Origin of the sequence: Serinicoccus kebangsaanensis (genome assembly GCF_008919445.1) — a bacterium.
Classification (GTDB): Bacteria; Actinomycetota; Actinomycetes; order Actinomycetales; family Dermatophilaceae; genus Ornithinicoccus; species Ornithinicoccus kebangsaanensis.
On the sequence record NZ_VSLG01000009.1, the window covers coordinates 20,630 to 45,543 of the forward strand.

A 24,914-nucleotide genomic window follows, 5' to 3' on the forward strand; every position below is an offset into this window, starting at 1 on the left:
TCGTGTCTGTGCACGACCTGAGTCATGGTCTGGCCTCGGTCAGCCTGGCCCTCGCCGACGACCCGGGCGGTCTCGGCGCGACCCACGCCACCCAGGCGGAGGGCATCGCCGGCCTCGGCTGGCTGATGATCGCGCTGCCGCTGGCCGGCGCCGCCCTGCTGCTGCTCGGCGGGCGGATGACCAACAGCTGGGGCCCGGCCCTGGCGACCCTGCTGTCCTGGGCCAGCTTCGCCGTCGGTGTCGCGGTCATCGTCCAGCTGACCGGGCTGCCCGCGGAGGAGCGCGCGCTGACGGTGCCGCTGTGGGACTGGGTGAGCGTCGGTGACCTGTCGCTGACCGCGGGGCTGCTGCTGGACCCGCTGTCGCTGGCCTTCGTCATGCTCATCACCTTCGTCGGCAGCCTGATCCACGTCTACTCCCTGGGCTACATGGAGCACGACCCGGACAAGCGGCGGTTCTTCGCCTACCTCAACCTCTTCGTCGCGGCGATGCTCATCCTCGTCCTCGCCGACTCCTACCTGCTGCTGTTCGTCGGGTGGGAGGGCGTCGGCCTGGCGTCCTACCTGCTCATCGGCTTCTGGAACTGGAACCCGGAGTATGCCGCCGCCGCCAACAAGGCGTTCGTGGTCAACCGGGTCGGTGACGTCGGGCTGATCACGGCGATGGCGATCATGCTGGCCACCTTCGGTGCTCTCGACTTCGCCACCGTGCACGGCAACGCCGGGGGAGCGGGCGACCTGACCCTGACGCTGATCGGCCTGGCGTTGCTGCTCGGCGCCTGCGGCAAGTCGGCGCAGTTCCCGCTGCAGAGCTGGCTGGGCGACGCGATGGCCGGCCCGACCCCGGTCTCGGCGCTGATCCACGCGGCGACCATGGTCACCGCCGGTGTCTACCTCATCGCCCGGAGCCAGGCGATCTACGACCTCACCCCGGACGCCCGCCTGGTGGTCGCGATCGTCGGCGCGCTCACGCTGCTCTACGGCGCGATCGTCGGCTGCGCCAAGGACGACATCAAGAAGGCCCTCGCCGCCTCGACGATGTCCCAGATCGGCTACATGATGCTGGCCGTCGGCCTCGGCCCGGTCGGTTACCTCTACGCGATCTTCCACCTGGTCACGCACGGCTTCTTCAAGGCCAACATGTTCCTCGGCGCCGGGTCGGTCATGCACGCCATGGACAACCGGGTCGACATGCGCCGGTTCGGCGCGCTGCGCACCGACATCAAGATCACCTTCGTGACCTTCGCGGCCGGCTGGCTGGCGATCATCGGCTTCCCGTTCACCGCCGGGTGGTTCTCCAAGGACTACATCATCGAGACCGCCTTCACGATGGAGGGCTGGCAGGGCTGGGTCTTCGGCGGTGTCGCGCTGCTGGGTGCCGGGATCACCGCGTTCTACATGTCGCGGCTGTTCTTCATGACCTTCTTCGGCACGGCGCGGTGGCACGACGACGCGCACCCGCACGAGTCGCCGCTGGTGATGACCGTGCCGATGATGGTGCTCGCGCTGGGGTCGCTGGTCCTCGGCGCCGTGCTCTACCCGACCGGGATCATCACCGGCTGGCTGGAGCCGGTCTTCGGCCACGCCGAGCACGGTGAGCCGCTCATCCCGGTGCTCGCGATCCAGATCTCCGCCTTCGTGCTCATGGTGGTCGGCGCCGGCCTGGCGTGGATGATGTATGCCCGTCGCGACGTCCCGGAGACCGCTCCCGAGGCGAGCCTGGTCACCGTGGCGGCGCGCCGAGACCTGTTCCAGGACGACGTCAACGACGCGATCTTCACCGGCCCGACGATGGCGCTGGCCCGCACCGCGGTCGACGCCGACGCCACCCTCGTGGAGGGCGGAGTCACCGGAGGCACCACCGGCGGCCTGAACGCCGTCTCCGGCATGCTGCGCCGCGCGCAGAACGGTTTCGTCCGCTCCTATGCCCTGACGATGCTCCTGGGCGTCGTCGCGATCCTCGGCGCAGTCTGGGTGATGCAGTGATGAACTTTCCCTGGTTGACCACCCTGCTCGTGCTGCCGCTCGTCGGCGCCCTCGCGGTGTCCCTGCTGCCCAAGGGCACCGGGCTGGTCCGTCCGGTGGCCCTCGGGACCGCGCTGCTGACCCTGGCGGTCGGCATCGGGGCCGCCACCCAGTTCCGCTTCGGCGGCACCGGCGAGGGGCAGTTCCAGCTCACCGAGGTCTACTCCTGGATCCCGCAGTTCGGCGTCTCCTACGCCCTCGGCGTCGACGGCATCTCGCTGTCGATGATCCTGCTCGGGCTGGTCCTGGTCCCGATCTGCATGATCGCCGCCTGGGACGACGTGCCCGCCGTGGGGCGCCGTCAGCACACCTACTTCGCGTTGATGCTGGCCCTGTCCTCGATGATGATCGGCGTCTTCGCCGCGATCGACGTCTTCCTGTTCTACGTCTTCTTCGAGGCGATGCTCATCCCGGTCTACTTCCTGATCGGGGTCTTCGGCGGCACCCGCCGAGCGAAGGCGGCCACCACCTTCCTGCTCTACTCGCTCGCGGGCGGGCTGATCATGCTGGTCGCGGTGATCGGGGTCTACCTGGCCGGGCCGCGCGGCACCGACGGCTTCCTGCTGTCCAACCTCACCGGGCTGGACCTGTCGGTGGAGGCGGGCCGCTGGCTCTTCCTCGGCTTCTTCGTCGCGTTCGCGATCAAGGCGCCGATGTGGCCGGTGCACACCTGGTTGCCGCTGGCCGCCGAGCAGGCCCGTCCCGCCACGTCCGTCCTGCTGGTCGGCGTGCTGGACAAGGTCGGCACCTACGGGATGATCCGCTTCTGCCTGGCGCTCTTCCCCGAGGCCAGCCGGTGGGCCACCCCGGCGATCCTCACCCTGGCCCTGATCTCGCTGTTCGTCGGAGCCTTCCTGGCCATCGGGCAGACGGACATGCTGCGGCTGATCAGCTACACCTCGATCAGCCACTTCGGCTTCATCGTGCTGGGCATCTTCGCGTTCACCACGGTCAGCCAGACCGGTGCGACGCTCTACATGGTCAACCACGGCTTCACCACGGCGGGGCTCTTCCTCGTCGCGGGGATGCTCATCGCCCGGCGCGGCTCGCGGGACCTGCGCGACTTCGGCGGCTGGCAACGCGTCACCCCGCTGGTCGCCGGGGCGCTGCTCGTGTCCGGGCTCTCCGGCCTGGCGCTGCCCGGTCTGAACTCCTTCGTCAGCGAGTTCCTGGTCATCGTCGGCACCTTCCAGCGGCACCCGTGGCTCGGGATCATCTCCGCGCTGGGCGTGATCCTGGCCGCCGTCTACATCCTGGTGATGTACCAGAAGGTCGCCACCGGCCCGAAGCCCGAGGGACCCGAGCTCGAGGGCATCACCGACATGAGCGGCCGGGAGAAGTGGGTGGTCGCCCCGATCATCGCGGCCTTCCTGGTCCTCGGGTTCTACCCCAAGCCGGTGCTGGACCTGCTCGAGCCCGCCGTCGAGCAGAGCATGCAGACCGTCGGCGTCAGCGACCCGGCCACGGTCGTGGATACCTCTGCCAACCACTCGACCGAGGGGAGTGACCACTGATGGGTGGCTCCATGTTCGTCGCGCCCGAGATCAACTACGTGGCGCTGCTGCCGATGATCATCGTCTTCGTCGGCGGCCTGGTCGGGGTCACGGTGGAGGGCTTCGCCTCCCGGCGCACGAGGTATGCCGTGCAGGTGCCTCTCTCGGTCGCGACGCTGGTGCTGGCGCTGGTCGCGCTCATCCTGCTGGGCCAGGACAACCAGGGCCTCACCGCCGCCGACACCGTCGCGCTCGACGGCGTGGCGCTGACCCTGCAGGGCCTGGTGCTCGTGCTCTCGATCCTCGGCCTGCTCGCGATGAGCGAGCGCTTCGGGGGAGACCAGCCCGACGCCTTCACCCAGTCCGGGGTCTCGACGCCGGGCTCGGCGGAGGAGACGCTGGCGACCAAGGTGGGGGCGACGACGACCGAGATCTACCCGCTCACCCTGATGTCGGTCGGCGGCATGATGCTCTTCGTCGCCGCCAACGACCTGCTGCTGCTCTTCGTGGCGCTGGAGATCCTGTCGCTGCCGCTCTACGTCCTCTCGGGGCTGGCCCGCCGCCGGCGGCTGCTGTCCCAGGAGGCCTCGCTCAAGTACTTCCTCCTCGGCAGCTTCTCCTCGGCCTTCTACCTCTTCGGCGCCGTGCTGCTCTACGGCTACGCCGGCTCCATGCGGTTCGCGGACATCGCCGCCGCGATCACCTCTGGCGTGGGCATGGACGGCCTGCTCGTCCCGGGCGTGCTGCTGGTCGCCGTCGGCCTGCTGTTCAAGGTCGGCGCCGTCCCGTTCCACGCGTGGACGCCCGACGTCTACCAGGGAGCGCCGACGCCGGTGACCGGCTTCATGGCCGCCTGCACCAAGGTCGCGGCCTTCGGCGCCATGCTGCGGGTGCTCTACGTCGCGGTCGAGGGGGCCCGTCTGGAGTGGCAGCCGGTGATCGCCGTGGTCGCCGCGCTGTCCATGGTCGTCGGCGCGCTGCTGTCGATCGTGCAGACCGACGTCAAGCGGATCCTGGCCTACTCCTCGATCGCCCACGCGGGGTTCATCCTCACCGGTGTCGTCGCGCTGGACGTCGCGGGCGTCTCCAGCACGATGTTCTACCTCGCGACATACGGCTTCATGACCATCCCGGCCTTCGCGATCGTGGCCCTGGTCCGCAGCGCCGGCACCGAGGCCACCCTCGTCGACCAGTGGGCCGGGCTGGGCCGTCGCTCGCCGTGGATCGCCGCCTGCTTCACCTTCCTGCTCATGGCCCTCGCGGGCATCCCGCTCACCTCCGGATTCACCGGCAAGTTCGCGGTCTTCTCCGCCGCCGTGAGTCAGGGCTGGGCGTGGCTGGCCGTCATCGGCGTCCTCGCCAGCGCGGTCACGGCCTACATCTACTTCACCCTGGTGGTGCAGATGTGGCTCGGCGACGAGGCGGGCGACACCGTCGTCGTCCGACCCTCCTGGATGACCTCGGTGGCGATCCTCGTGGGGGTCGCGATGACCCTCGCCCTCGGCATCATGCCCTCCCCGGTCCTCGACCTCGCGCAGAGCACCGCGGCGTTCCTGCGGTGAGCCCGGCCAGCATCCCGGGCGCCGACGAGGAGCTGACCGCACGCCTCGAGGCCGGCCTGGCCGGGGTGGCCGGACGGCTCGAGCAGGTCGTCGACCACGACGACCCGTTCATCGCCGAGGCCGCCCATCACCTCGCCCGGGCGGGAGGCAAGGGCTTCCGCCCGCTGCTGACGCTGCTGGCCAGCGAGGTCGGCACCGGGTGGGACGAGCAGGTGGTGGACGCGGCGGTCGCCGTGGAGCTGACCCACCTCGCCTCGCTCTACCACGACGACGTCATGGACGAGGCCGACCTGCGGCGCGGTGTCGAGAGCGCCAACGCCCGCTACGGCAACTCCACCGCGATCCTGGTCGGCGACCTGCTCTTCGGCACCGCCTCCTCGGTCGTCGCCGGGCTCGGCCCGGAGGCGGTGAAGATCCAGGCCGACACCTTCATCCGGCTGTGCGCCGGGCAGATCCGCGACGACCGGCAGGCGGACGCCCACCTCGGCAGCGGCGACGCGGTCGCGGCATACCTGTCGATCCTGGCCGACAAGACCGGCGCGCTCATCGCCACCGCCGCCCGCTACGGCGCGATGTTCGGTGGCTGCGACGAGGCGGCGGTCCGCACGCTCACCGCCTACGGCGAGAAAATCGGTGTCGTCTTCCAGCTGGCCGACGACCTGCTGGACGTGGCCTCTGAGGCCGAGGCCTCCGGCAAGACGCCGGGCACCGACCTGCGGGAGGGCAAGGCCACGCTCCCGGTGCTGTATGCCCGGGGCAGCAGCGACCCTGCCGACGCCCGGCTGCTGGAGCTCACCCGCGGACCGATCGACGACCCGGACGAGCTCGCCGAGGCCCTGACGCTGCTGCGCGCCCACCCGGCGATGGACGAGGCCCGCGGCCACACCGCGCGCGTGGCCGCGCAGGCCCGGGCGCTGCTCGACGACCTGCCGCCCGCCCCCGCCGTCGCGGCGCTGCGGGCCCTCGTCGACGGCGTCGCCGACCGCTCCCGCTGACCAACCCACCCCGGCCCACCCACCCGGCCCCATCCCACCCGCCTCGGGACCGAACCACCCCCGCGGGACCGAACCACCACCTCGGGACCAACGTCGGGTTAGCACAACCGTCATCGGCGAACTTCCCGATGACGGTTGTGCTATGCCGTGGTCAGTCCCAGGGGGAGGGGTGCGGGGGGAGGGGTGGGACGAGGTGCGGCCGAGGTATGCCGTCGCCTCAGCGCTTGCCCTTGCCCGGGTAGACGTGGGCCACGCCGGGGCGGGGGACGCTGTCGCCGAGGTAGGGGTAGCCGCTCTGGCCGCCCTCTCCCGGATGCTGCACGCTGACCAGCACCGACCGGTCCTTCCAGGAGATCACCGGCCCGCAGCACTCGGCGCCCGTGGGCACCGACAGGAACTGCTGCACCAGGCCCCGGTCGCGCCCCTTCGTCGGCATCCGGAACAGGCCGTCGCAGGTGCCCAGGGTGCCCGGCGCCCCGTCGGTGGAGATCCACAGGTGCCCCGGCTCGCCGTCGAAGGCCACGTTGTCCGGGCAGCTGATCGGGGTGACCTCGCGCCGGTCGGTCCCGTCGAAGTAGGTGGTGGGGTCGGAGGGGTCCCCGGCGATCATGACGATCCGCCAGCGGAAGCGCAGGGCCGCCGCGTCGTCCCCGTCCTCGCGCCACTCGATGACGTGGCCGTGCTTGTTGTTGCCCCGAGGGTTGGGCTCGTCGATCTGACCAGGGGTGCGGGCGGTGTTGTTGGTGAGCGCGACGTAGACCCTGCCCGTGTGCGGATCCGGCTGGACGTCCTCCGGGCGGTCCATCTTGGTCGGCCCGACCTGGTCCGCGGCCAACCGGGTCCAGGTGCACACCTCGGCCACCGACATACCCGGCACGTGCGACTCGCCGTCCACCACCAGCGGCAGCCACTCACCGCTGCCGTCGTAGACGCCGTCCTGGAAGCCGTCGCCGGTGAACCGGGCGACGTAGAGGTCTCCGTCCGCGAGCAGCCGCAGGTTCCGACGCTTGTCGCCCTCCCGGTAGCGGCGGCGCGAGACGAACTTGTAGACGTAGTCGAAGCGCTCGTCGTCACCCATGTAGGCCACCGCCCGCCCGTCCTGCGCGAGCCGGATCGTGGCGCCCTCGTGCTTGAACCGTCCCAGCGCCGTGTGCTTGACCGGCGTGGACCCCGGGTCGTCCGGATCGACCTCGACGATCCACCCGAAGCGGTTGACCTCGTTCGGCTCGTCGACGACCGAGAAACGCTGGTCGGCCTGCTCCCACCCGCGACCTCCGGAGGTGATGCCGTAGCGGGCCAGCTTGCCGTCGGGGTCCGGCGCGTCGGTGGAGTTGAAGTACTGGTTGAAGTTCTCCTCGCCGGACAGCACGGTCCCCCAGGGGGTGTCGCCGCCGGCGCAGTTGTTCAGCGTGCCGAGCACGCGTCGACCCTGCCGGTCCGCCCCGGTGCGCATCCACTCCGCCCCAGCGGCGGGGCCGTCGACGGCGAAGGTGGTCCACGCGTGGATCCGTCGGTTGCGGGTGCCCCGCTTGCGGTAGACCCACGGGGACCGGTCGTTCTTGCGGCGCACCTCGACCACGGTCATGCCGTGGGCCGCCATCTCGATCTCGGCCTGCTCGGCGGTGACCGAGCCGCTCCAGTCGGGGAACATCATCTCGGGGTTGGTGTACTCGTTGTTGAAGACGATGACGCCGCGCCGTGACCTCCACCCTCGCGTGCCGTCCTGGCGGAGGGTCAGGTAGTCCGCGTTGTAGCCGGCCTGGCCCTTCTGCGCCTCGACCGACTGCTGGTCCACGTCGAAGCGGGGTGCCCCCGGCTCGACCGGGTCCCCCCAGGAGATCACCGGTGACCAGGTGAAGCCGGAGGGCACCACGAGGTCGTCCACGTCGGCCGGCGTCGGGCTGATCGACGGGAAGCCACGCCCACCGGCGGTGACCGGCAGCTCCGCCGCTGCCGCGGCCTGCGGCGGGGCCGCCCAGGCGACGCCGGCCAGCGCCGCCGTCCCACCGGCCAGCACCGAGCGGCGTCGGACCACCGTCTGGACGACGTCGCCGAAGTAGGTGTTGTCGCTGGTGTTGGGCACCGGCTGGAAACAGGCGTCGCCGCAGCGGTAGTGGCAGGTCGCGGCGCTGCGGCCGCCCGGGTGCGCGGCGAGCAGCGGCAGCAGGCTGCGTCGGGTGGTGGTGGGAGTGGACACGTCGATCCTCCATGCGTTTCTGGTGACCCCTGGCGCCGCTCGGGACGAGTCGCGCCGTCGCATCGAACGTAGGCGGGTGAGGCGGCCAGGTGGGAGACGCCCGGGTGAATCGTTCGCGTCGGCTCGGCGACGGGTCGCGAAACGGCAGGACCGCATACGCTGGGGCTCCGACGAGCGCGAAGGAGACGTCAGGGTGCGACGCATGCTGGCCGGACTGTGGGCCATGCTGCCGCTGGCTGTGCTGCTGGTGAGCCTGAGCGTGCTGCCGACCCCCGACCGGGTCCCCACCCACTGGTCGGGGCGGGTGCCGGACGCCTTCGCCAGCGGACCCGGCTTCCTCTCCGGGGTCCTCGCCACGCCGGTGATCTGCACGGTGGTCGCGGCGTTCGTCGCGATCGCCCGCCGCGTCGTGCCGCCCAGCTGGTGCCGGTGGGTCCTCGCGGCCGTCGCCGCCGTGGGGTGGGGGGCGGCGCTGCTCTGGCTGGTGACGACCTGGCGGGTCGGGCTCGACGGTCCCGAGGGGGTGCGCGAGTGGTGGCCGCTGCTGGCGATCGCCGGGGCGCTGCTCGCCGGGGTCGTGGGGTATGCCGTGCACGGCCGCCGGCTCCCGAGCACGGAGGAGCTGGCCGACCTCGTCCCGGAACGCTCCCGGGTGCGTCCCGCGCGGGCGAGCGGCCCGGTGGAGCCGTGGAGCTCGGACGTGTCCTCCCGGACCCTGCAGGTCCTGGGCTGGGGGCTGCTCGTCGTCCTGGCGGGCGTGGCGGTGGTCGTGGGACTGGTGGGGGAGAGCGTGGCCCTGCTGCTCGTCGTCCTGCTGACCGGGCTGGTGGCCGGCGGGCTGGCGCTGCTGTGGTCGGCGATCCGGGTCGAGGTGGACGAGGGTGGTCTGCGGGTGCGTTCGCGGGTGCTGCCCTGGGTGATCAGCAGGGTGCCGGTGGACCAGGTGGTCGGGGCGGACGTGCAGGAGCTGGACCCGATGCGGTGGGGTGGCGTCGGGCTGCGGGCACTACCGGACCGGACCGCCTACATCGTCGGCGCGGCCGGCGGTGTCGGGATCGTGGTCTACCAGCGCGACGGGCGCCGGCTCGCGCTGCAGATCACCGAGGGTGACCACATCGCGCGTGCCGGCGCCCGGACGCTGCTGGAGGCCGCCGGTCAGCGGCTGACCGACGACTCCGTCTGGTGATCCGCCGCCCCCGGCGAGGCCTCCTCCGCTGACGCTGCGTCGTCCGCCTGCTCACCCTCCGGCTCGTGGGTGATGCCCAGGCTCCGCTCCAGGCTGGCGCCCTCGACGTCGACGTCGGGCAGGATCCGGTCCAGCCACCGTGGCAGCCACCAGGCGCGCTCACCGAGCAGGGACAGCACCGCCGGGGTCAGGGTCATCCGGACCAGGAAGGCGTCGACCAGGACACCGACCGCCAGCCCCAGCCCGATCGGCCGCACCATCGTCAGGTGCGCCCACACGAAGCCGGCGAAGACGGAGACCATGATGATCGCGGCGGCGGTGACCACGCGCGCGCTGTGGTTGAAGCCGGTGACCACCGCGGTCCGGGCGTCCTTGCCGTGCACCCTCTCCTCGCGCATGGCGGAGACCAGGAAGAGCTGGTAGTCCATCGCCAGGCCGAACAGGATCCCGATCAGCAGGATGGGCAGGAAGGACAGGATCGGTCCGGCCTCGTTGACCCCGAAGAAGCTCGAGGCGAAGCCCAGCTGGTAGACCCCGACGACGGCGCCGAAGGCCGCGCCGACGCTGAGCAGGAACCCGCCCGTGGCGAGCAGCGGCACCAGCAGCGAGCGGAAGACCAGCAGCAGCAGGACCAGCGAGAGCCCCACCACGACGACGAGGTAGATCGGGAGCGCGTCGGCGAGCTGCTCGGAGATGTCGATGTTGGCGACGGTCTGGCCGGTCAGCCCCAGGGTCGCGCCCTGGTCCTGCCCGATCTGCTCGACGGCCGGACCGAGACGGTCGACGAGCGCCTCGGTGGACGCCTCCGCCGGGCCGCCCTCGGGCTGGACCCGGAACGCCAGCACGTCGCGGGCGTCGTTGACCCCGGCGGGGAGCACCTGCTCCACCCCGTCCACGTCCACGAGCTCCTCGGCCAGGTCGGCCTGCGCGTCGAACAGTGCCGTGTCGCCCTCGGCGAGCGGCTCGTCCAGCTCGGCGACGACGAGGATGGGCCCGTTCGCCCCGGCACCGAACTCCTCGCGCACGGTGTCATAGGTGGTGTATGCCGTGGAGCCGGCCGGCTCGCTGCTGCCGTCAGGAAGCCCGAGACGCAGGTCCAGGGTCGGCCAGGCCAGCGCCCCCACGACGGCGAGCACGCCGACCACGGCCAGCCAGGGGTGCCGCTGCACCCGTGCCGCCCAGCCCCGTGAGGCGTCGTCGTCGAGCGCGTCTGTCTCGGCGCTCTCCTCGTGGCGACCGCGCTTGCCGCCCTCGCGCTCACGCCGGGGGAGCACCCGGTCGCCCATGAGCGAGAGCATCGCCGGCGTCAGGGTGATCGCGACCAGCACGGCGATGGCCACGGTCGCCGCCGCGACCAGGCCCATCACCCCGAGGAAGGGGATGCCGGTCAGGGTCAGCGCCACGAGAGCGATGATGACCGTCAGCCCGGCGAAGGTGACGGCGTTGCCGGAGGTGCCCACGGCGAGCGCCAACGAGTCGCGGACGGGCATACCGTGGCGCAGCTGCTGCCGGTGCCGGTTGATGAGGAAGAGGGAGTAGTCGATGCCGACCGCCAGCCCCAGCATGAGGGCGAGCACCGGGGTGATCGACTGCATGTCGACCCAGGAGGACAACGCCAGGGCGCCGGTCAGGCCCACGCCCACGCCGACGAGCGCCATGAGGATGGGCAGCCCGGCGGCGATCAGGCTGCCGAGCATGACGAGCAGCACGATCGCCGCGATCACCAGTCCGACGACCTCACCCGGGCCGAGCAGGCTGGACAGGTCGTCGGTGATCTCCTTGGAGAAGTCGACGGTCAGGCCCGACCCCTCGAGCTCGTTGCCGATCTGCTGGATGGCCTCGGTCGTCTCCGGCGGGATGAAGCCCTCGGCGTCGGCCACGGACACCTGGGTGAGCGCCACCGTGCCCTCGGTGTTGACGACCCGGAAGCCGTCGCTGAGCTCGGCCATCCGCTCGGCGGCGGCCAGGTCCTCCTCGCCCTGGGCGAGCTCGGCCTCGGCATCCTCGAGCTCGGCCGCGTTCTTCTCCAGCTGCGTCTCGCCCTCGGCGATCTCGGCCTCGCCCGCCTCGAGCTGCTCGGCGTTCGCGTCGATCTCGGCCTGGGCGGCAGCCAGCTGCTCGCGACCGGCGTCGATCTGCTGCTGTCCCGCGGCGATCTCGGCCCGGGCCTGCTCCTCGGCGGCCGGCGGGACCTGACCGGCGGCCACGCCCTGCTCCAGCTGCTCCAGCTGGGCGTCGAGCTCGGCCTGCGCCTCGTCCAGGGGTGCCGCCTGCGCGTCCAGCTCGGCCTGGCCGGCCTCCAGCTGCTCCCGACCGGCCTGGAGCTCCTCCCGGGCCTGCTCCAGGTCGGCCCGACCCTGCTCGAGCTGCTCGCGACCGTCCTCGAGCTGGGTCCGTCCGTCGGCCAGCTCCTCCCGGCCGTCGGCGATCTCCTCAGGAGCCGAGTCCAGCTCGGACTGGGCCTCGAACGGGTCGGTGGAGGTGACGCCGTCCAGGTCCTCCCACTCCTGGACGGCGTCCGCGACGGCGTCCCGCTGCTGCTGGGTGAAGGTGTCGTCGCTGCGGAAGACGACCGTGCCGGTCGTCCCCGCAGCCTCGGGGATCTCCTCCTGGAGCGTCTCGAGCACCTGCTCGAACCGGCTGCCGGGGATGGAGAACTCGTTGGACAGCGGCTTGGCGAGGGTCAGCATGCCGGTCACGGTGAGCGCCAGCACGGCCGCCCAGACGGCGACGACGGTGAGCCGGTGACGGGCGCACCAGCGGCCCAGGCGGTGCAGGAGAGTGGCCACGGAGGGTCCTTTCGGGTGGATCAGACGTGGGGGGAGCGCCAGCCGGAGGCCAGCAGCCCCAGGGCTCGGTCCAGGTGACGGTGGAAGGCCTCGATGTCGGCGTCGGACAGCGGCTCGGGCCGGTCGGGGTCCTCGGTCCACGCCTCCTCGGCCGCCTGGAAGCAGCTCATGACGCCGGAGGACAGGGTGGAGACGAAGAGCGGGTCGGCGTCCGGGAGGAGCGTGTGCAGCTGCTCGCGCAGCCAGGCGGCCATCTCCGCCCAGACCGTCCGCTCCAGCAGCATCCGTCCGTCCGTGCCCTGCCCGTGGCAGTTGAGGTCGGAGAGCCAGCCCAGGAAGTCCGGGGGTATGCCGTCCTCCTGCACCAGGCGCCGCAGCGCGGTCACCGGGTCGGTGCGGATCTGCTCCGCGTCGAGCCCCGCGATCATGCCGGCCGCGTGCTCGGCGAAGACCGCGCTGAGGGCGACCGGGATGCTGCCGAAGTAGTTGAAGAACGTGCGCCGGGAGACCCCTGCCCGCTCGGCGACCTGCTCGACGGTGATGAGCTCGGCGGGCAGCTCGGCCACCAGGGACCGCAGGGCAGCCACGATCGCCTCGTGGGTGCGCGCCCGGTTCAGCTCGCGCCGGCCGGGGGAGGTCTCGGTCACGCCGTCACTCTACGCCGAAGTTGCACACCGTGCAAAAATGCACGTCGTGCATCCTCCACCGGGCGTCGCTTGTGGTTGCTTTCTGGTGGACCGGGCGTCGCTTGTGGTTGTTTTCTGGTGGACCGGGCGTCGCTTGTGGTTGTTTTCTGGTGGACCGGGCGTCGCTTGTGGTTCTTCAGGCAACCACAGGCGACGCTCGGTCGGGGGTCAGGCAACCACAAGCGACGCTCGGTCAGAGGGGGGCCGGGTCGGTGAGGTCGGAGTCCGGGGCGGAGCCCGAGCGCGGCCGGGGCTCGGCCCCGGGCCCGCCCTCCTGCCGACGGCTCAGCGCCCGAGCGCGGCGGCTGCGGCGCACCTGCTGCACCATGTCGGTGGAGAGCACCACGAGCGCCAGCCAGACGAGCGCGAACCCCACCCAGCGGGAGGCGGGCACCTGCTCGCCCAGGAGCAGCACGCCGCAGAGCAGCTGCAGGAAGGGGGTGAGGAACTGCAGCAGGCCCACGGTCGACAGCGGGACCCGGCTCGCGGCCGCGGCGAAGAGCAGCAGGGGCACGGCGGTCGCGATGCCGGTCGACATGAGCAGCGCCGTGTGCACGGTGCCGTGCCCGCCCCAGGTGGTCGCGTCGGTCCGGGACAGCCAGACCAGGATGAGCACCGCCACCGGCAGGATCGCCAGCGTCTCGCCCATGAGCGAGCGCAGCGCGCTGAGCGAGACGCCGAGCCGGTTCTTCAGCAGGCTGTAGAGGGCGAACGAGCAGGCCAGGGCCAGGCTGATCCACGGCGGCGAGCCGTAGTCGACCGTCAGGTAGACGGCGGCGACGATGCCGATGCCGACGGCGATCCACTGCAGCCGACGCAACCGCTCCCGCAGGATCACCACCCCCAGGGCCACCGTGACCAGCGGGTTGAGGAAGTATCCGAGGGCGGCCTCGGTCACGTGACCGCTGAGGACGGCATAGGTGTAGATGCCCCAGTTGGTCGCGATCAACCCGCCGGCGAGCGCGACCCCGAGCAGCCGCCGGGGTGTGCGTGCGAGCGCCACCATCCACCGCAGGTCGCGCCGGATGAGCAGGATGATCCCGCAGAGCACCAGCGTCCACAGGATCCGGTGCGCGACGATCTCCCACGGCCCGGCCGGGCGGAGGGTCGCGAAGTAGAGCGGGAAGATGCCCCAGAGGAGATAGGCGAGGAAGCCGTAGGCGGTGCCGCGCTGCTGCCGCAGCGCCTGCTCGTCGGTCACTCCTGCGGGCCCTCGAGCACCTCGTCGCCCTCGTCCACGAGGGCGTCTCCCGCGGCCGGGGTCGGCCCCTCGGTCGTCTCGCCGTCGAGCGTCTGCTCCACCTGCCCAGGGCGGGTGCCGTCGACGGTCCAGGTGTCGCGGCCGCGCAGCAGGATGTCGAGCGAGGCGTCCGTCCGCCGGCTGCCCGCCGTCGCCGCCGCCACCTGCTCGCGCACGCTGTCGTCGTAGGTCGGCCGATCGACCTGGCGGAAGATGCCCATGGGCACCGTCTGCATGCTCGGGTCGTCGAGCCGGGAGAGGGCGAAGGCGGGGGTGGGGTCGGGGTCGGACGGGTCGTGCACCACGACGGTATGCCCGTCCGGCACCTCGTGCTCGGGCACGACCTGCAGCCTCCCGTCGGCATCGCGCGCGACGACCTTGGCCTCGTCGCTGCCCTCGGCGCCGATCCGGACCGGCTCGCCCGCCCGCAGGTGGGCCACCCGCCCGGTGGCCTCGTCCCGGTCCTTGAGCAGCTGGAAGGCGCCGTCGTTGAAGATCGGGCAGTTCTGGTAGATCTCCACCAGCGAGGTGCCCCGGTGGTCGGCGGCCGCGCGGAGCACCTCGGTCAGGTGCTTGCGGTCGGAGTCCATGGTGCGGGCCACGAAGGTGGCTTCGGACCCGAGGGCCAGGGAGACCGGGTTGAACGGGTGGTCGACCGAGCCGGCAGGCGTCGACTTGGTGACCGCCCCGACGTCGGAGGTGGGGGAGTACTGACCCTTGGTGAGCCCGTAGATCTTGTTGTTGAAGAGCAGGATCGTCAGGTTGACGTTGCGCCGCATCGCGTGGATCAGGTGGTTGCCACCGATGGACAGGGCGTCGCCGTCACCGGTGACCACCCACACGGACAGGTCCTCCCGCGCGGTCGCCAGGCCGGTGGCGATCGCCGGCGCACGGCCGTGGATGGAGTGCATGCCGTAGGTGTCGAGGTAGTAGGGGAACCGGCTGGAGCAGCCGATGCCGGAGATGAAGACGATGTTCTCCCGCCGCAGACCCAGGTCCGGCAGGAAGCTCTGCGTCGCGGCGAGGACGGCGTAGTCGCCGCAGCCGGGGCACCAGCGCACCTCCTGGTCGGAGGTGAAGTCCTTCTTGGTCTGCGTCACGCCGTCGGCGACGGCGGGGACCCCGGAGGTCCCGGTCACGGGCATACCCAGATCCGTGCTCATGCGGACACCTCCTCGGACCGGACCTCCATGAGGTTCTCGTGGATCACCTGGGCCAGCTCGCCGGCGGTGAACGGCAGGCCGCGCACGGCCGTGTGGCTGCGCACGTCGACGAGATAGCGCCCGCGCAGCAGGAGGGCGAGCTGACCGAGGTTCATCTCCGGCAGGACCACGCGGTCGTACCGGCGCAGCACGTCACCCAGGTCGGCCGGGAGCGGGTTGAGGTGGCGCAGGTGGGCCCGGGCGACCTTGGCCCCGGTGGCGCGGACCAGCCGGGTGGCGGCCGCGATGGGTCCGTAGGTGGAGCCCCAGCCGAGCACGAGCACCCGTGCCTGGCCGCTCGGGTCGTCCACGTCCAGGGGCGGGATGGAGTCGGCGATCGCCTCGATCTTGCGCTGCCGCAGCCGCACCATCCTGTCGTGGTTGGCGGGGTCGTAGGAGATGTTGCCGGTGACGTCGGCCTTCTCGATGCCGCCGATCCGGTGCTCCAGGCCGGGTGTGCCGGGCACCGCCCAGGGGCGGGCGAGGGTCTCCGGGTCCCGCAGGTAGGGGTGGAACACGGGCTGGCCGTCGTCGTCGGTGGCGTTCGGCTCGGTCGTGTGCGTGACGGTGAGGTCGGGCAGGCCGGCGGCGCCGGGGATCTGCCACGGCTCGGACCCGTTGCCCAGGTAGCCGTCCGACAGCAGGATGACGGGCGTGCGGTAGGTCGTGGCGATGCGCGTCGCCTCCAGCGCCGCGTCGAAGCAGTCGGTGGGGGAGGCGGCGGCCACGACCGCGACGGGGGACTCGCCGTTGCGCCCGTGCAGGGCCTGCAACAGGTCGGCCTGCTCGGTCTTGGTGGGCAGACCGGTCGAGGGGCCTCCACGCTGGATGTCGATGACCAGCAGCGGCAGCTCGGTGGCCACGGCGAGGCCGATGGTCTCGCTCTTGAGGGCCAGGCCGGGGCCGGAGGTCGTGGTGACACCGAGCGAGCCGCCGAAGCTCGCGCCCAGGGCCATGCCGACCGCCGCGATCTCGTCCTCGGCCTGCAGGGTGGTGACGCCGTGCGCCTTGAGCGCGGACAGCTGGTGCAGGACGTCGGAGGCCGGGGTGATCGGGTAGGACCCGAGCACCAGCGGCAGCCCGGTGCGGTATGCCGCCGCGACCAGGCCGAGCGCCAGCGCCTGGTTGCCGGTGATGGTGCGGTAGGTGCCGGGCGCCATCGGTGCCGGCGCGACCTGGTAGCGCACGGCGAAGTCCTCGGTGGTCTCGCCGTAGGCGTGGCCGGTGCGCAGCGCGGTGAGGTTGGCGTCGAGGATCTCCGGGGCGCCGGAGAACTTCGCCCGCAGGAAGGCCTCGGTGGACTCGGTGTCGCGGGAGTAGAGCCAGGACAGCAGGCCCAGGGCCAGCATGTTCTTGGCCCGCTCCTTCTCCTTGCGGGTGAGCGAGTCGAACTCGGCCAGCGCCTCCACGGTCATCGAGGTCAGCGGCAGGGCGTGCACGTGGTAGCCGGCGTCGGCGAGCGAGTCGTCCTCCAGCGGGCTGCCGGCATACCCGACCTTGGCCAGGTTGCGCTTGGTGAACTCGTCGGAGTTGGCGATCACCGTCGCGCCGCGCGGCAGGTCCGGGAGGTTGGCCTTGAGCGCGGCCGGGTTCATCGCGACGAGCACGTCCGGGGCGTCGCCGGGCGTGGCGATCTCGTGGTCGGCGAAGTGCACCTGGAAGGAGCTCACGCCGGGCAGGGTGCCCTGCGGGGCGCGGATCTCGGCCGGGAAGTTCGGCAGCGTCGACAGGTCGTTGCCCAGGGCGGCGGTGTCGGAGGTGAAGCGGTCGCCGGTCAGCTGCATACCGTCGCCGGAGTCGCCGGCGAACCGGATGACGACGCGCTCGAGCTGGTGCAGGGGAGTAGAAGACATGTCAATAGACAAGGCTACTCTCCCCTAAAGGCACCGAGGGACGGGCTACCCCGGTCCCGTCAGCCGTGGCGGAGGCACGTCGTGGACCACGGCCGTGCCTCCAGGCGCGGGGCAGGGATGGTGTCGCCGCACACGCTGCACCGGCCGTAGCTGCCGTCGTCGATGGCGCGCAGCGCGGCCCGCACCTGGTCCAGGGAGGTCTGCAGGTTGTCGTGCGCCGTCACCGCCGTCAGCCGGTCGACCGCCATCGCCGTGCCGTCACCGACCCGCTTGCCGAAGGAGATGGCGCCCTGCTCCTGCATCGGGCGCGTCAGCTGGTCCATCTGCGCCACCAGGTCGGACTCCTTGGCCCGCAGCTGCTCGCGTGCCTCGTCGTGCATCGGACCAGCATCGCACGGCAGCGCCGAGGGTTCCGGGTCAGAGCACGTCGTCGGTGGTGCCGAAGCTGCGGTAGTTGAGGTAGGACCGCCGCAGCCGCAGGGCGCGGCGCAGGGCCGGGCTCAGCGGGCTCAGGGGCAGGTCGTAGGCCGGGAACCAGTAGCGGTCGGCGCCGAACTTGAGCTTCATCCGGTAGACACCGAAGGAGTGCTTCTTCTCGTCCAGCAGCCGGGGGATGCCCCAGAGGTCGAGGGTGGCGTAGCCGTGCTCGTGGGCATCCTTGATCGAGGCCCAGTAGAAGGCATCGGGTGCCTTGGCGTCCTTGCGCTTGTCGCCGTCGGTCGGCGGGCGCTCGTCACGCACCGAGCCGCCGTAGAGGTAGCAGGTGGTGTCGCCCAGACCGATGTAGAAGCCTCCGGCGAGCGCCTTGCCCTCGTGCCGGGACAGGATGAGGTATGCCTCGCCCCCGTCCTGGTCGGCCTCGCGGCGCAACGCCTCGTAGTAGCCGCGGGGGAAGGCGCCGAGGTTGGACCGCTCGTTGGTGGCGGTGAAGATCTCCCAGAAGTCCTCGAAGTTGTCGTCCCGCCCGGCCTCGACGCCCATCCGCTCCGCGGTGCGCACGTTGCGCCGGGCCATCTTGTGCAGGCCCGCGAAGATCGCCTCCGGATCCGGGCTGGTGTCGATGAGGATGGTGTGCTCGGGCTGCTCGGTCCTGGCCCGCCGGAAGGGTCCACGCCGGTCCGGGATCTGCGCCTGCTCGGCGAGCAGGTCGTCCTGGGTCGAGCTGTGCCCGGCGAAGATCGGCTCCGGTGGCTCGATGGTGAGGTAGTGGTCGGTGCGGCGGGCGACGTCCTTGATCGCCGCCGCGACGTCGGGGAGCAGCTCGAGGTCGGTGAGGGCCGGACCGCGGGGGGCGTAGAGCGTGCTGACCCCGGGCACCAGCCGCTTGCGCAGCAACTGCAGCGCACCCACCACCTCACCGCCGCGGCGGACGTAGTAGCGCAGCGGCTCCTGGCCGAGCACCTTGCGGGCCTCGCCGTACCCCCAGCCCTGGAGCGGGCTGCTGATCGGCATCTCGGCCACGGCGGCCGTGAAGGAGGCGCGGTCGTCGGCGGGATCCAAGGTCACCGTCATGCGGACAGGGTAGCCGTCGGGAGGTGCCCTTCCGTCCACGACGAGCCGGGCCGCTGGCACACTCGGTGTCCATGACGGAGGCAGCGGCGGAGCGTGCGGGCGGGGTGCTCGGGTGGGAGCACGCCAGGACACCGGATCTGCGCGGTCGCACCGTGGTGGTCACCGGCGCGAGCGACGGGATCGGGCGGGAGGTCGCCCTGCACCTTGCCCGGTGGGGTGCGCGACTGGTGCTGCCGGCGCGCAACCGGGCCAAGGCCGAGGGGGTGCGTGCCCGGTTGCTCCGCGAGACCCGCGCCGACGACGGGGCGGACGCCGTCACGCTCGTCGACCTGGACCTGGCCGACCTCGGCTCGGTGCGCAGGGCGGCGAGGGAGATCACGGGGTTGCTCGGGAGTGGGACGGCGGACCTGGTCAACGTGGCCGGCGTGGTGTCGCCGCGGCGGCAGGAGACCGCAGACGGGTTCGAGCTGCTGCTCGGCGTCAACGCCCTCGCGCCGATGCTGCTCGTGGAGTCGCTGCTCCCGGTCGTGCACGAGCGGGTGGTGCTCGTCACCTCGCACGCGCACACCGGCGGCCGGATCGACCTCGACGACCCGCACTTCCGCCGGACCCGGTGGACCCTGCCCCGGGCATACTCCCGGGCCAAGCTCACCGCGATGCTCTGGGGCCTGGATCTGGCGACACGTATGCCGACCGGCACCGAGCTGCAGCTCGCGCACCCCGGTTGGGTGGTCACCAACCTGCAGAACGCCAGCGGGAACGCGCAGGTCGACCGGCTGGTCACCGCGGTCAGCCGGCCGCTGGCGATGACAGCCACCCAGGGAGCGGCCGCGGTGCTCCTCGCGCTCACCCAGCCGTTGCCGCCCGGGTCCTACGTCGGCCCCGACGGCTGGCAGCACCTGCGCGGCCGACCCACGCTGATCCGCCGGTCGGAGCAGGCGCTGGACCACGACCTGTCCCGGCAGGTCGTCGACTGGATGCGCGGCGAGGTCGGGCTGGCGCCCTGACCCCGTGCTCACCGTGCGGCGCGCTGGGCGGCGACGACCTCGCCGACGCGGTCCTCGTCGATGGCCGCGACCAAGCCGCTGACGGCGTCCTCGATCTGGTCGTACATCGCCACGTAGGCCTCCTCGGCCTGTCCCCACGGGTCCGGCACGTCGCGGGCGTCCCCGTCGCTGCCGAACGCACCGAGCCGCACCACCTTGGCCTCGTCCTCGGGCGTGCGGGCCAGCGCGAGCACGTCCTCCTCGTTGGCGGAGTCCATGACCACGACGAGGTCTGCGGTGTCGAAGTCGTCCGGCTCGAACTGCGCCCCGCGGGTGGTGAAGGCATACCCCCGGCTCTCGCCCTCGGCCATCGACCGCGGGTGCGGGCGCTCGCCGACGTGGTAGTCCGCGGTCCCGGCCGAGCTGACGGTCACGTCATCGACCCCCGCCTCCTCGAGCCGGGCGAGCAGGACCGCCTCGGCGGCGGGTGAGCGGCAGATGTTGCCCAGGCAGACCGTCATGATGTGCATGGTGCCCAGCCTCTCAGGCCGACCCCTCGTTTTCGACTCCGCCTTTGTTCGCCATGGCGACGATTCGAGAGGTCGAACTCGGGGCGTCTCCGGGGGACCTCGATTTCGACTGCGCCTTTGTTCGCCATGGCGACGATTCGAGAGGTCGAAATCCGGCGGGGGCTGCGAGGGTGGGGGGATGAGCGAGGCCTTCAGCAAGAGCCGCGCAGGTGCGCCGCCGTTGTTCTTCGACCGCGAGGCGCTGGGGCTGCGGGCGCTCGCCGCCGCCGGGGCGCGGGTGCCCGCTGTGCGGGAGGTGTCCGACGAGGGGATCACGATCGACCGGGTCGAGTCGGGTGGCCACCGCACGGCCGCCTCGGAGGAGGCGTTCGGGCGGGAGCTGGCGGCCCTGCACCGGACCACGGGAGAGCGCTACGGCTCGATCGACGGCGAGCCCACGGCATACCTGGGCGACTGTCCGGTCGACCTGACGCCCTGCGACAGCCTGGCCGAGTCGTGGCTGGAGCGCCGGGTCGTCCCGCTCACCCGGGAGTGCGTGCAGCGGGGACAGCTCGACGCCAGCAGCCTGGCCGACGCCGAGCGGCTCACCGCCGAGCACCTCGGGCCGGTCGAGGCACCGACCCTGGTGCACGGCGACCTGTGGGCGGGCAATCGGCTGGTCGACGAGCGCGGTCGCAGCTGGCTCATCGACCCGTGCGCGCACTACGCCCACCGCGAGGTCGATCTCGCGATGATGCAGCTCTTCGGCGGCTTCAGCGGACGGGCCTTCGCGGCCTACACCGAGGACCTCCCGCTGGCCGACGGGTGGGAGCTACGGGTGCCGGCCTTCCAGAGCGTCCCGCTGCTGGTGCACGTCCTGCTCTTCGGCGGAGGGTATGCCGTCCAGGCCGCCGAGGCGCTGCGCACGGCGGCGTGCTGAGATGGTGCCAGGCACGACGGAGGTGACGCGATGCGGAAGGTGGTCGGTGGCGCGCTGGCCGGTGCCCTCCTCGTGACCGCAGCCGCCTGCACCCAGGAGTACGACGACGACATGGCCATGACCACCACGCCACCCCTGGTGCTGCAGACCGAGGCGCCCGAGGCGGCGGCCACCACGGCGGCGACCTCTCCGCAGGACGAGGACCAGACGCCGACCGAGGTCGATCCGGCCCAGGCCATCACCGACCCCGCACTGCTCGACCAGACCGGGTGGGTGCTGGGGCTGCTCGAGGAGGACGCCGAGGGGCCGGCCGCCGAGGACTCCATGGAGCGCTTCGCCCCGACCTTCCTCGAGCAGGTCTCGGTCATCCAGCTCGGCGCCATCTTCGCCGGGCTGCGTTCCTCGGGCCCCTACACCGTGACCGCCGCGAGCCAGAGCACCGGAGTCGGACGGTCCGCCTCCCTGACCCTGCACTCCGCGGAGCAGCCGCTGGTCATGACCCTGGGCCTGGACGACGACGACCGGGTCGGCACCCTGCTCTTCCAGCCGGACACCTCGGGGGAGGCGCCGACGATCTCCTCCTGGGCCGACCTCGACGCCGCCCTGGTCGAGCTGGGCGGGCAGAGCCAGGTCGTCGTGGGGCAGGTCGTCGACGGCGGGTGCGAGGTGAGCCACACCACCTCGGGCATCGACCCCGCGGACGCGGCCTTCCCCAGCGGCTCGGTCATCAAGCTCCTCGTGCTCTCCGCGGTCGGCGCCGCCGCGGAGGAGGGGCAGCTCGCCTGGGAGCAGGAGCTGACGATCACCCCCGAGGTCAAGAGCCTGCCGTCAGGGGTGCTGCAGGACCGCGAGGACGGGTCCACGGTCACCGTGCGCGAGGCCGCCGAGCTGATGATCTCGATCAGCGACAACACCGCCACCGACCTGCTCATCGAGGCGGTGGGGCAGCGTGGGCTGCGTGCGGCGGCCGTCGCCGCCGGGATGGACCCGACGCGGATCATGCCGGTGGCGACGACGCGGCAGCTCTTCCAGCTGGGCTGGCAGGTGGACAGCGAGGTGCGCGACCGCTGGGCCGAAGCGGTGGTCCCGGAGCGGCGGGAGGCGATCCTGGCGGACCTGCCCGAGGAGCTCGACGTGCCGCCGGCCGCGGTCACCGTCCCCGTGTGGGAGAGCGGGGTCGACTGGTTCCTCACCGGTGCCGAGATCTGCTCCCTGCACGCCCGTCTGCAGCAGCAGGCAACGTCCGAGCCGGCCGCGCCCGTCCGCGAGATCCTGGCGGTGAACCCGGGCCTCACCCCGCCGGACGGGGTCGCCTACCAGGCCTTCAAGGGAGGGTCGGTCCCGGGCGTGCTGGCGACCTCCTTCTACGTCGAGACCACGGGGGGCTCAGCGGACCCGGACGGTGCGGCGCCGGAGGGGATGGTGCTGGTGGTGCAGACCCGCAGCAGCGAGGCCGTGGACCAGATGCGGGCGCTGACGATCGTCGAGGCGGGCCTCCAGCACCTGGCGGCCGGCCCCGGCTAGGGTGGCGGCGATGTCGGACTACCTCGTCGTCGCGCTGGTCACGCTGCTGGGCGTGGCCCTGGTCGCGACCGCCTTCGGCGCCCGCCGTGTGCTGGCACCGAGCGACCCCACGCCCGCGAAGGTCACCACCTACGAGTCCGGTGTCGACCCGGTGGGCAGCGGCTGGGAGCAGGGCAGCGTGCGCTACCTCGTGTATGCCCTGCTCTACGTGGTCTTCGCCGTCGACGCGGTCTACCTCTTCCCCTGGACGCTGGTGATCCGCACCGATCTCGGCGTCGCCAGCCTGGTCGAGATGGCCATCTTCATCGGTGTCCTCGTCATCGCGCTGCTGCACGTGTGGCGGCGCGGACTGCTGCGGTGGTGGTGAGGTGAGCGCGCCGACACAGCCCGAGCCGGGGCATACCACCAGTCTCCCGACGCCACGCATCGGTGCACCGGTCGAGAAGGCGCCCCGCGCGGTGCAGGTCGTCCTCAACTGGGGCAGGAGGTACTCGCTGTGGGTCTTCAACTTCGGGCTGGCCTGCTGCGCGATCGAGTTCATCAGCGCCTCGATGGCGCGGCACGACTTCATCCGGCTCGGGGTCATCCCGTTCGCGCCGGGGCCGCGGCAGTCCGACCTGATGGTCGTCTCCGGCACCGTGACCGACAAGATGGCCCCCGCGATCCGCCGGCTCTACGACCAGATGCCGGAGCCGAAGTACGTCATCTCCTTCGGCGCCTGCTCGAACTCCGGCGGCCCCTACTGGGACTCCTACTGCGTCACCAAGGGCGTCGACCAGCTCATCCCGGTGGACGTCTACGTGCCCGGCTGCCCGCCGCGGCCGGAGGCGCTGCTGCACGGCATCGTGACGCTGCAGGAGCAGATCGCGGCCGAGACCCCGGGGCAGGCACGCAGCCGGTCGGGCTCACGGTATGCCGACCGGCCGGTGACCGCGGGTGAGGTGACGCGCGACCTGGTCGCCCCGCCCGCGCAGGACTGAGGGCGCAGGGCGGCGCTCAGCCGCCGTCGTACCGCACCTCGACCCGACGGTTCTGCTGGCGCCCCGCGGGGTTGTCGCTGCCGTCCGGACGGGTGTTGTCCGCCACCGGCTCGGTGGAGCCCAGGCCTTGGGTCTCGAGCCGCCCGGCCTCGACGCCGGCGGTCGACAGGTAGTCGGCGACTGCCTGGGCGCGCTCCTCGGAGAGGGGTCCGTTGATCTCGTCGGTGCCGAGGGAGTCGGTGTGGCCGATCACGGTGATCTCGCCCTCGGTCTCCTGCAGCAGGGCCGCGAGCGTGTCGAGGCTCTGCTCGGCGGTCGGCCTGAGCTGCGCCGAGCCGAAGTCGAAGAGGAAACGGTCCGACAGCGTGGCCACCGTCTCCTCCCCGTCCTGCTCGGCGCCGACAGCCTCCTCCAGCACCTCCGGCTCGACCTGCTCCGGGTCGGAGTAGAAGAAGGTCGTCGAGGTGAGCGGGGCGTCCCACGCGGAGTAGACCTCGGCGCTGGACCTCGGGGGCACGTAGTCCTCGGGGACGGGCGCGTCCACCGCGGCCGCCGTGGGCAGACCCACGCCGGCGAGGCACGCCATCACGGCCACCACCTGCAGCGGGCGGTTCATCGGGAACCACCCAGCGGCACCTCGAAGGTGAGCTGCGACCACGGTCCGCCCAACTCCTGCAGGTCGAGCGTCAGCCCCGTCGTCTCGGGGTCCACCCGGCCGGCGAAGACGAACACCGCGTCCACGCCCTCGCGACCCTCGAGCAGCAAGGTGCTCCCGTCGCCGCCGGGCTGGGGCTGGAAGGTGTACTCCCGGCCCTGGTCGTCGTACAGCCGCGGCGAGGAGGCGTTGCCGCCGTACCAGGTGGCCAGCTGTCGGTCGGAGTCGTTGACGATGGTGACCTCGGCCTCCACGTAGTAGTCGTGCACCGACACGTCGTGCACGGTGACCGAGAAGGCGGTGTCGTCCTCGCTGACGGTGCGCGACTCGTCGAGCTCGACGGTCTGCGGCTGTGCCGGCTCCGGCGGTGCCGTGGTCTCCTCGTCGGCCACCTCCGGCTCCTCCGTCGGCTCGGCCGACTCCGCGACCGGGTCGCCGCCCTCCTCGGCCGTCGGGCCGTTCTCCACCTGCTCGAACGTCGCGGGATCGTCGCCGGCGCAGGCGGCGAGGCTCAGCGTCCCGGCGAGGGCGATCGCCACGACGATGCGGTGCTGGTGCGCTGTCATCTGGTCTCTCCTGGT

General features: G+C 71.8%; 21 protein-coding genes. 10 read left to right on the forward strand and 11 right to left on the reverse strand.

What is annotated here, in order from left to right; translation table 11 throughout:
* Window positions 1–8 precede the first annotated feature (8 nt).
* From nuoL to FXF60_RS10485, 4 genes are read left to right on the forward strand one after another with little or no spacing between them, the layout of a single operon-like run.
* Window positions 9–1,985 carry an NADH-quinone oxidoreductase subunit L gene (nuoL, locus tag FXF60_RS10470; protein WP_151526030.1) on the forward strand — a complete coding sequence of 659 codons (1,977 nt, stop codon included), beginning with the start codon at window positions 9–11 and terminating at the stop codon, window positions 1,983–1,985.
* Window positions 1,985–3,538, forward strand: a complete 1,554-nt coding sequence (locus tag FXF60_RS10475; RefSeq protein ID WP_192796694.1) for an NADH-quinone oxidoreductase subunit M — start codon at window positions 1,985–1,987, stop codon at window positions 3,536–3,538. The genes nuoL and FXF60_RS10475 overlap by 1 nt, the downstream gene beginning before the upstream one ends.
* The gene (gene nuoN, locus FXF60_RS10480; protein WP_151525925.1) at window positions 3,538–5,079 is read left to right on the forward strand and encodes an NADH-quinone oxidoreductase subunit NuoN; all 1,542 of its coding nucleotides are present in this window, start codon (window positions 3,538–3,540) and stop codon (window positions 5,077–5,079) included. The genes FXF60_RS10475 and nuoN overlap by 1 nt, the downstream gene beginning before the upstream one ends.
* On the forward strand, window positions 5,076–6,074 hold the full coding sequence (locus FXF60_RS10485; protein ID WP_151525926.1) for a polyprenyl synthetase family protein: 999 nt from the start codon (window positions 5,076–5,078) through the stop codon (window positions 6,072–6,074). The genes nuoN and FXF60_RS10485 overlap by 4 nt, the downstream gene beginning before the upstream one ends.
* Before the next feature lie 217 nt (window positions 6,075–6,291).
* On the opposite strand, the gene FXF60_RS10490 is transcribed toward FXF60_RS10485, so the two are convergent.
* On the reverse strand, window positions 6,292–8,271 hold the full coding sequence (locus tag FXF60_RS10490) for a PhoX family protein (protein WP_238335809.1): 1,980 nt from the start codon (window positions 8,269–8,271) through the stop codon (window positions 6,292–6,294).
* A gap of 202 nt (window positions 8,272–8,473) precedes the next feature.
* Between FXF60_RS10490 and FXF60_RS10495 the strand changes: the two genes are divergently transcribed.
* Window positions 8,474–9,457 (forward strand): hypothetical protein, encoded by a 984-nt coding sequence (locus FXF60_RS10495; protein WP_151525928.1) that lies wholly within the window; start codon window positions 8,474–8,476, stop codon window positions 9,455–9,457.
* Here the strand turns inward: FXF60_RS10495 and FXF60_RS10500 are convergent.
* The 7 genes from FXF60_RS10500 to FXF60_RS10530 all read right to left on the reverse strand — a co-directional run bounded on the left by FXF60_RS10500 (window position 9,427) and on the right by FXF60_RS10530 (window position 18,739).
* Window positions 9,427–12,246 carry an MMPL family transporter gene (locus FXF60_RS10500; protein WP_151525929.1) on the reverse strand — a complete coding sequence of 940 codons (2,820 nt, stop codon included), beginning with the start codon at window positions 12,244–12,246 and terminating at the stop codon, window positions 9,427–9,429. The two genes, FXF60_RS10495 and FXF60_RS10500, sit on opposite strands and share 31 nt — an antisense overlap.
* A 20-nt stretch (window positions 12,247–12,266) precedes the next feature.
* A complete protein-coding gene (locus FXF60_RS10505) occupies window positions 12,267–12,893 on the reverse strand; it encodes a TetR/AcrR family transcriptional regulator (RefSeq protein ID WP_151525930.1) in 627 nt (208 codons plus the stop codon).
* A gap of 232 nt (window positions 12,894–13,125) precedes the next feature.
* Window positions 13,126–14,133 carry an EamA family transporter RarD gene (rarD, locus tag FXF60_RS10510; RefSeq protein ID WP_151525931.1) on the reverse strand — a complete coding sequence of 336 codons (1,008 nt, stop codon included), beginning with the start codon at window positions 14,131–14,133 and terminating at the stop codon, window positions 13,126–13,128.
* Complete coding sequence (locus FXF60_RS10515) at window positions 14,130–15,335, reverse strand: 2-oxoacid:ferredoxin oxidoreductase subunit beta (RefSeq protein WP_151525932.1); 1,206 nt, start codon at window positions 15,333–15,335, stop codon at window positions 14,130–14,132. Before FXF60_RS10515 ends, rarD begins: the two co-directional genes overlap by 4 nt.
* Window positions 15,332–17,227, reverse strand: coding sequence for a 2-oxoacid:acceptor oxidoreductase subunit alpha (locus FXF60_RS10520; protein WP_151525933.1), 1,896 nt, complete (start codon window positions 17,225–17,227; stop codon window positions 15,332–15,334). The genes FXF60_RS10515 and FXF60_RS10520 overlap by 4 nt, the downstream gene beginning before the upstream one ends.
* Window positions 17,228–17,286: 59 nt before the next feature.
* On the reverse strand, window positions 17,287–17,607 hold the full coding sequence (locus FXF60_RS10525; RefSeq protein ID WP_151525934.1) for a TraR/DksA family transcriptional regulator: 321 nt from the start codon (window positions 17,605–17,607) through the stop codon (window positions 17,287–17,289).
* 37 nt (window positions 17,608–17,644) lie between these two features.
* Complete coding sequence (locus FXF60_RS10530; RefSeq protein ID WP_151525935.1) at window positions 17,645–18,739, reverse strand: lipid II:glycine glycyltransferase FemX; 1,095 nt, start codon at window positions 18,737–18,739, stop codon at window positions 17,645–17,647.
* Window positions 18,740–18,810: 71 nt separating this feature from the next.
* Here FXF60_RS10530 and FXF60_RS10535 point away from each other — a divergent pair, with 71 nt between their 5' ends.
* Window positions 18,811–19,746: an SDR family NAD(P)-dependent oxidoreductase gene (locus FXF60_RS10535; protein WP_151525936.1), complete on the forward strand. Its 936-nt coding sequence runs from the start codon at window positions 18,811–18,813 to the stop codon at window positions 19,744–19,746.
* A gap of 8 nt (window positions 19,747–19,754) precedes the next feature.
* On the opposite strand, the gene FXF60_RS10540 is transcribed toward FXF60_RS10535, so the two are convergent.
* Window positions 19,755–20,255: a low molecular weight protein-tyrosine-phosphatase gene (locus tag FXF60_RS10540; RefSeq protein ID WP_151525937.1), complete on the reverse strand. Its 501-nt coding sequence runs from the start codon at window positions 20,253–20,255 to the stop codon at window positions 19,755–19,757.
* A gap of 178 nt (window positions 20,256–20,433) precedes the next feature.
* Between FXF60_RS10540 and FXF60_RS10545 the strand changes: the two genes are divergently transcribed.
* Genes FXF60_RS10545 through FXF60_RS10560 form a run of 4 tightly spaced genes read left to right on the forward strand, consistent with a single transcriptional unit; the run spans window position 20,434 to window position 23,678 of the window.
* Window positions 20,434–21,174 carry a fructosamine kinase family protein gene (locus FXF60_RS10545; protein WP_151525938.1) on the forward strand — a complete coding sequence of 247 codons (741 nt, stop codon included), beginning with the start codon at window positions 20,434–20,436 and terminating at the stop codon, window positions 21,172–21,174.
* Window positions 21,175–21,204: 30 nt separating this feature from the next.
* Complete coding sequence (locus FXF60_RS10550) at window positions 21,205–22,698, forward strand: serine hydrolase (RefSeq protein ID WP_151525939.1); 1,494 nt, start codon at window positions 21,205–21,207, stop codon at window positions 22,696–22,698.
* A gap of 10 nt (window positions 22,699–22,708) precedes the next feature.
* Window positions 22,709–23,065, forward strand: coding sequence for an NADH-quinone oxidoreductase subunit A (locus FXF60_RS10555; protein ID WP_151525940.1), 357 nt, complete (start codon window positions 22,709–22,711; stop codon window positions 23,063–23,065).
* A gap of 1 nt (window position 23,066) precedes the next feature.
* Window positions 23,067–23,678: an NADH-quinone oxidoreductase subunit B gene (locus tag FXF60_RS10560; protein WP_202879613.1), complete on the forward strand. Its 612-nt coding sequence runs from the start codon at window positions 23,067–23,069 to the stop codon at window positions 23,676–23,678.
* 16 nt (window positions 23,679–23,694) lie between these two features.
* On the opposite strand, the gene FXF60_RS10565 is transcribed toward FXF60_RS10560, so the two are convergent.
* A complete protein-coding gene (locus tag FXF60_RS10565; RefSeq protein ID WP_151525941.1) occupies window positions 23,695–24,294 on the reverse strand; it encodes an OmpA family protein in 600 nt (199 codons plus the stop codon).
* Window positions 24,291–24,899: a hypothetical protein gene (locus tag FXF60_RS10570; RefSeq protein WP_151525942.1), complete on the reverse strand. Its 609-nt coding sequence runs from the start codon at window positions 24,897–24,899 to the stop codon at window positions 24,291–24,293. Before FXF60_RS10570 ends, FXF60_RS10565 begins: the two co-directional genes overlap by 4 nt.
* Window positions 24,900–24,914: the final 15 nt, after the last annotated feature.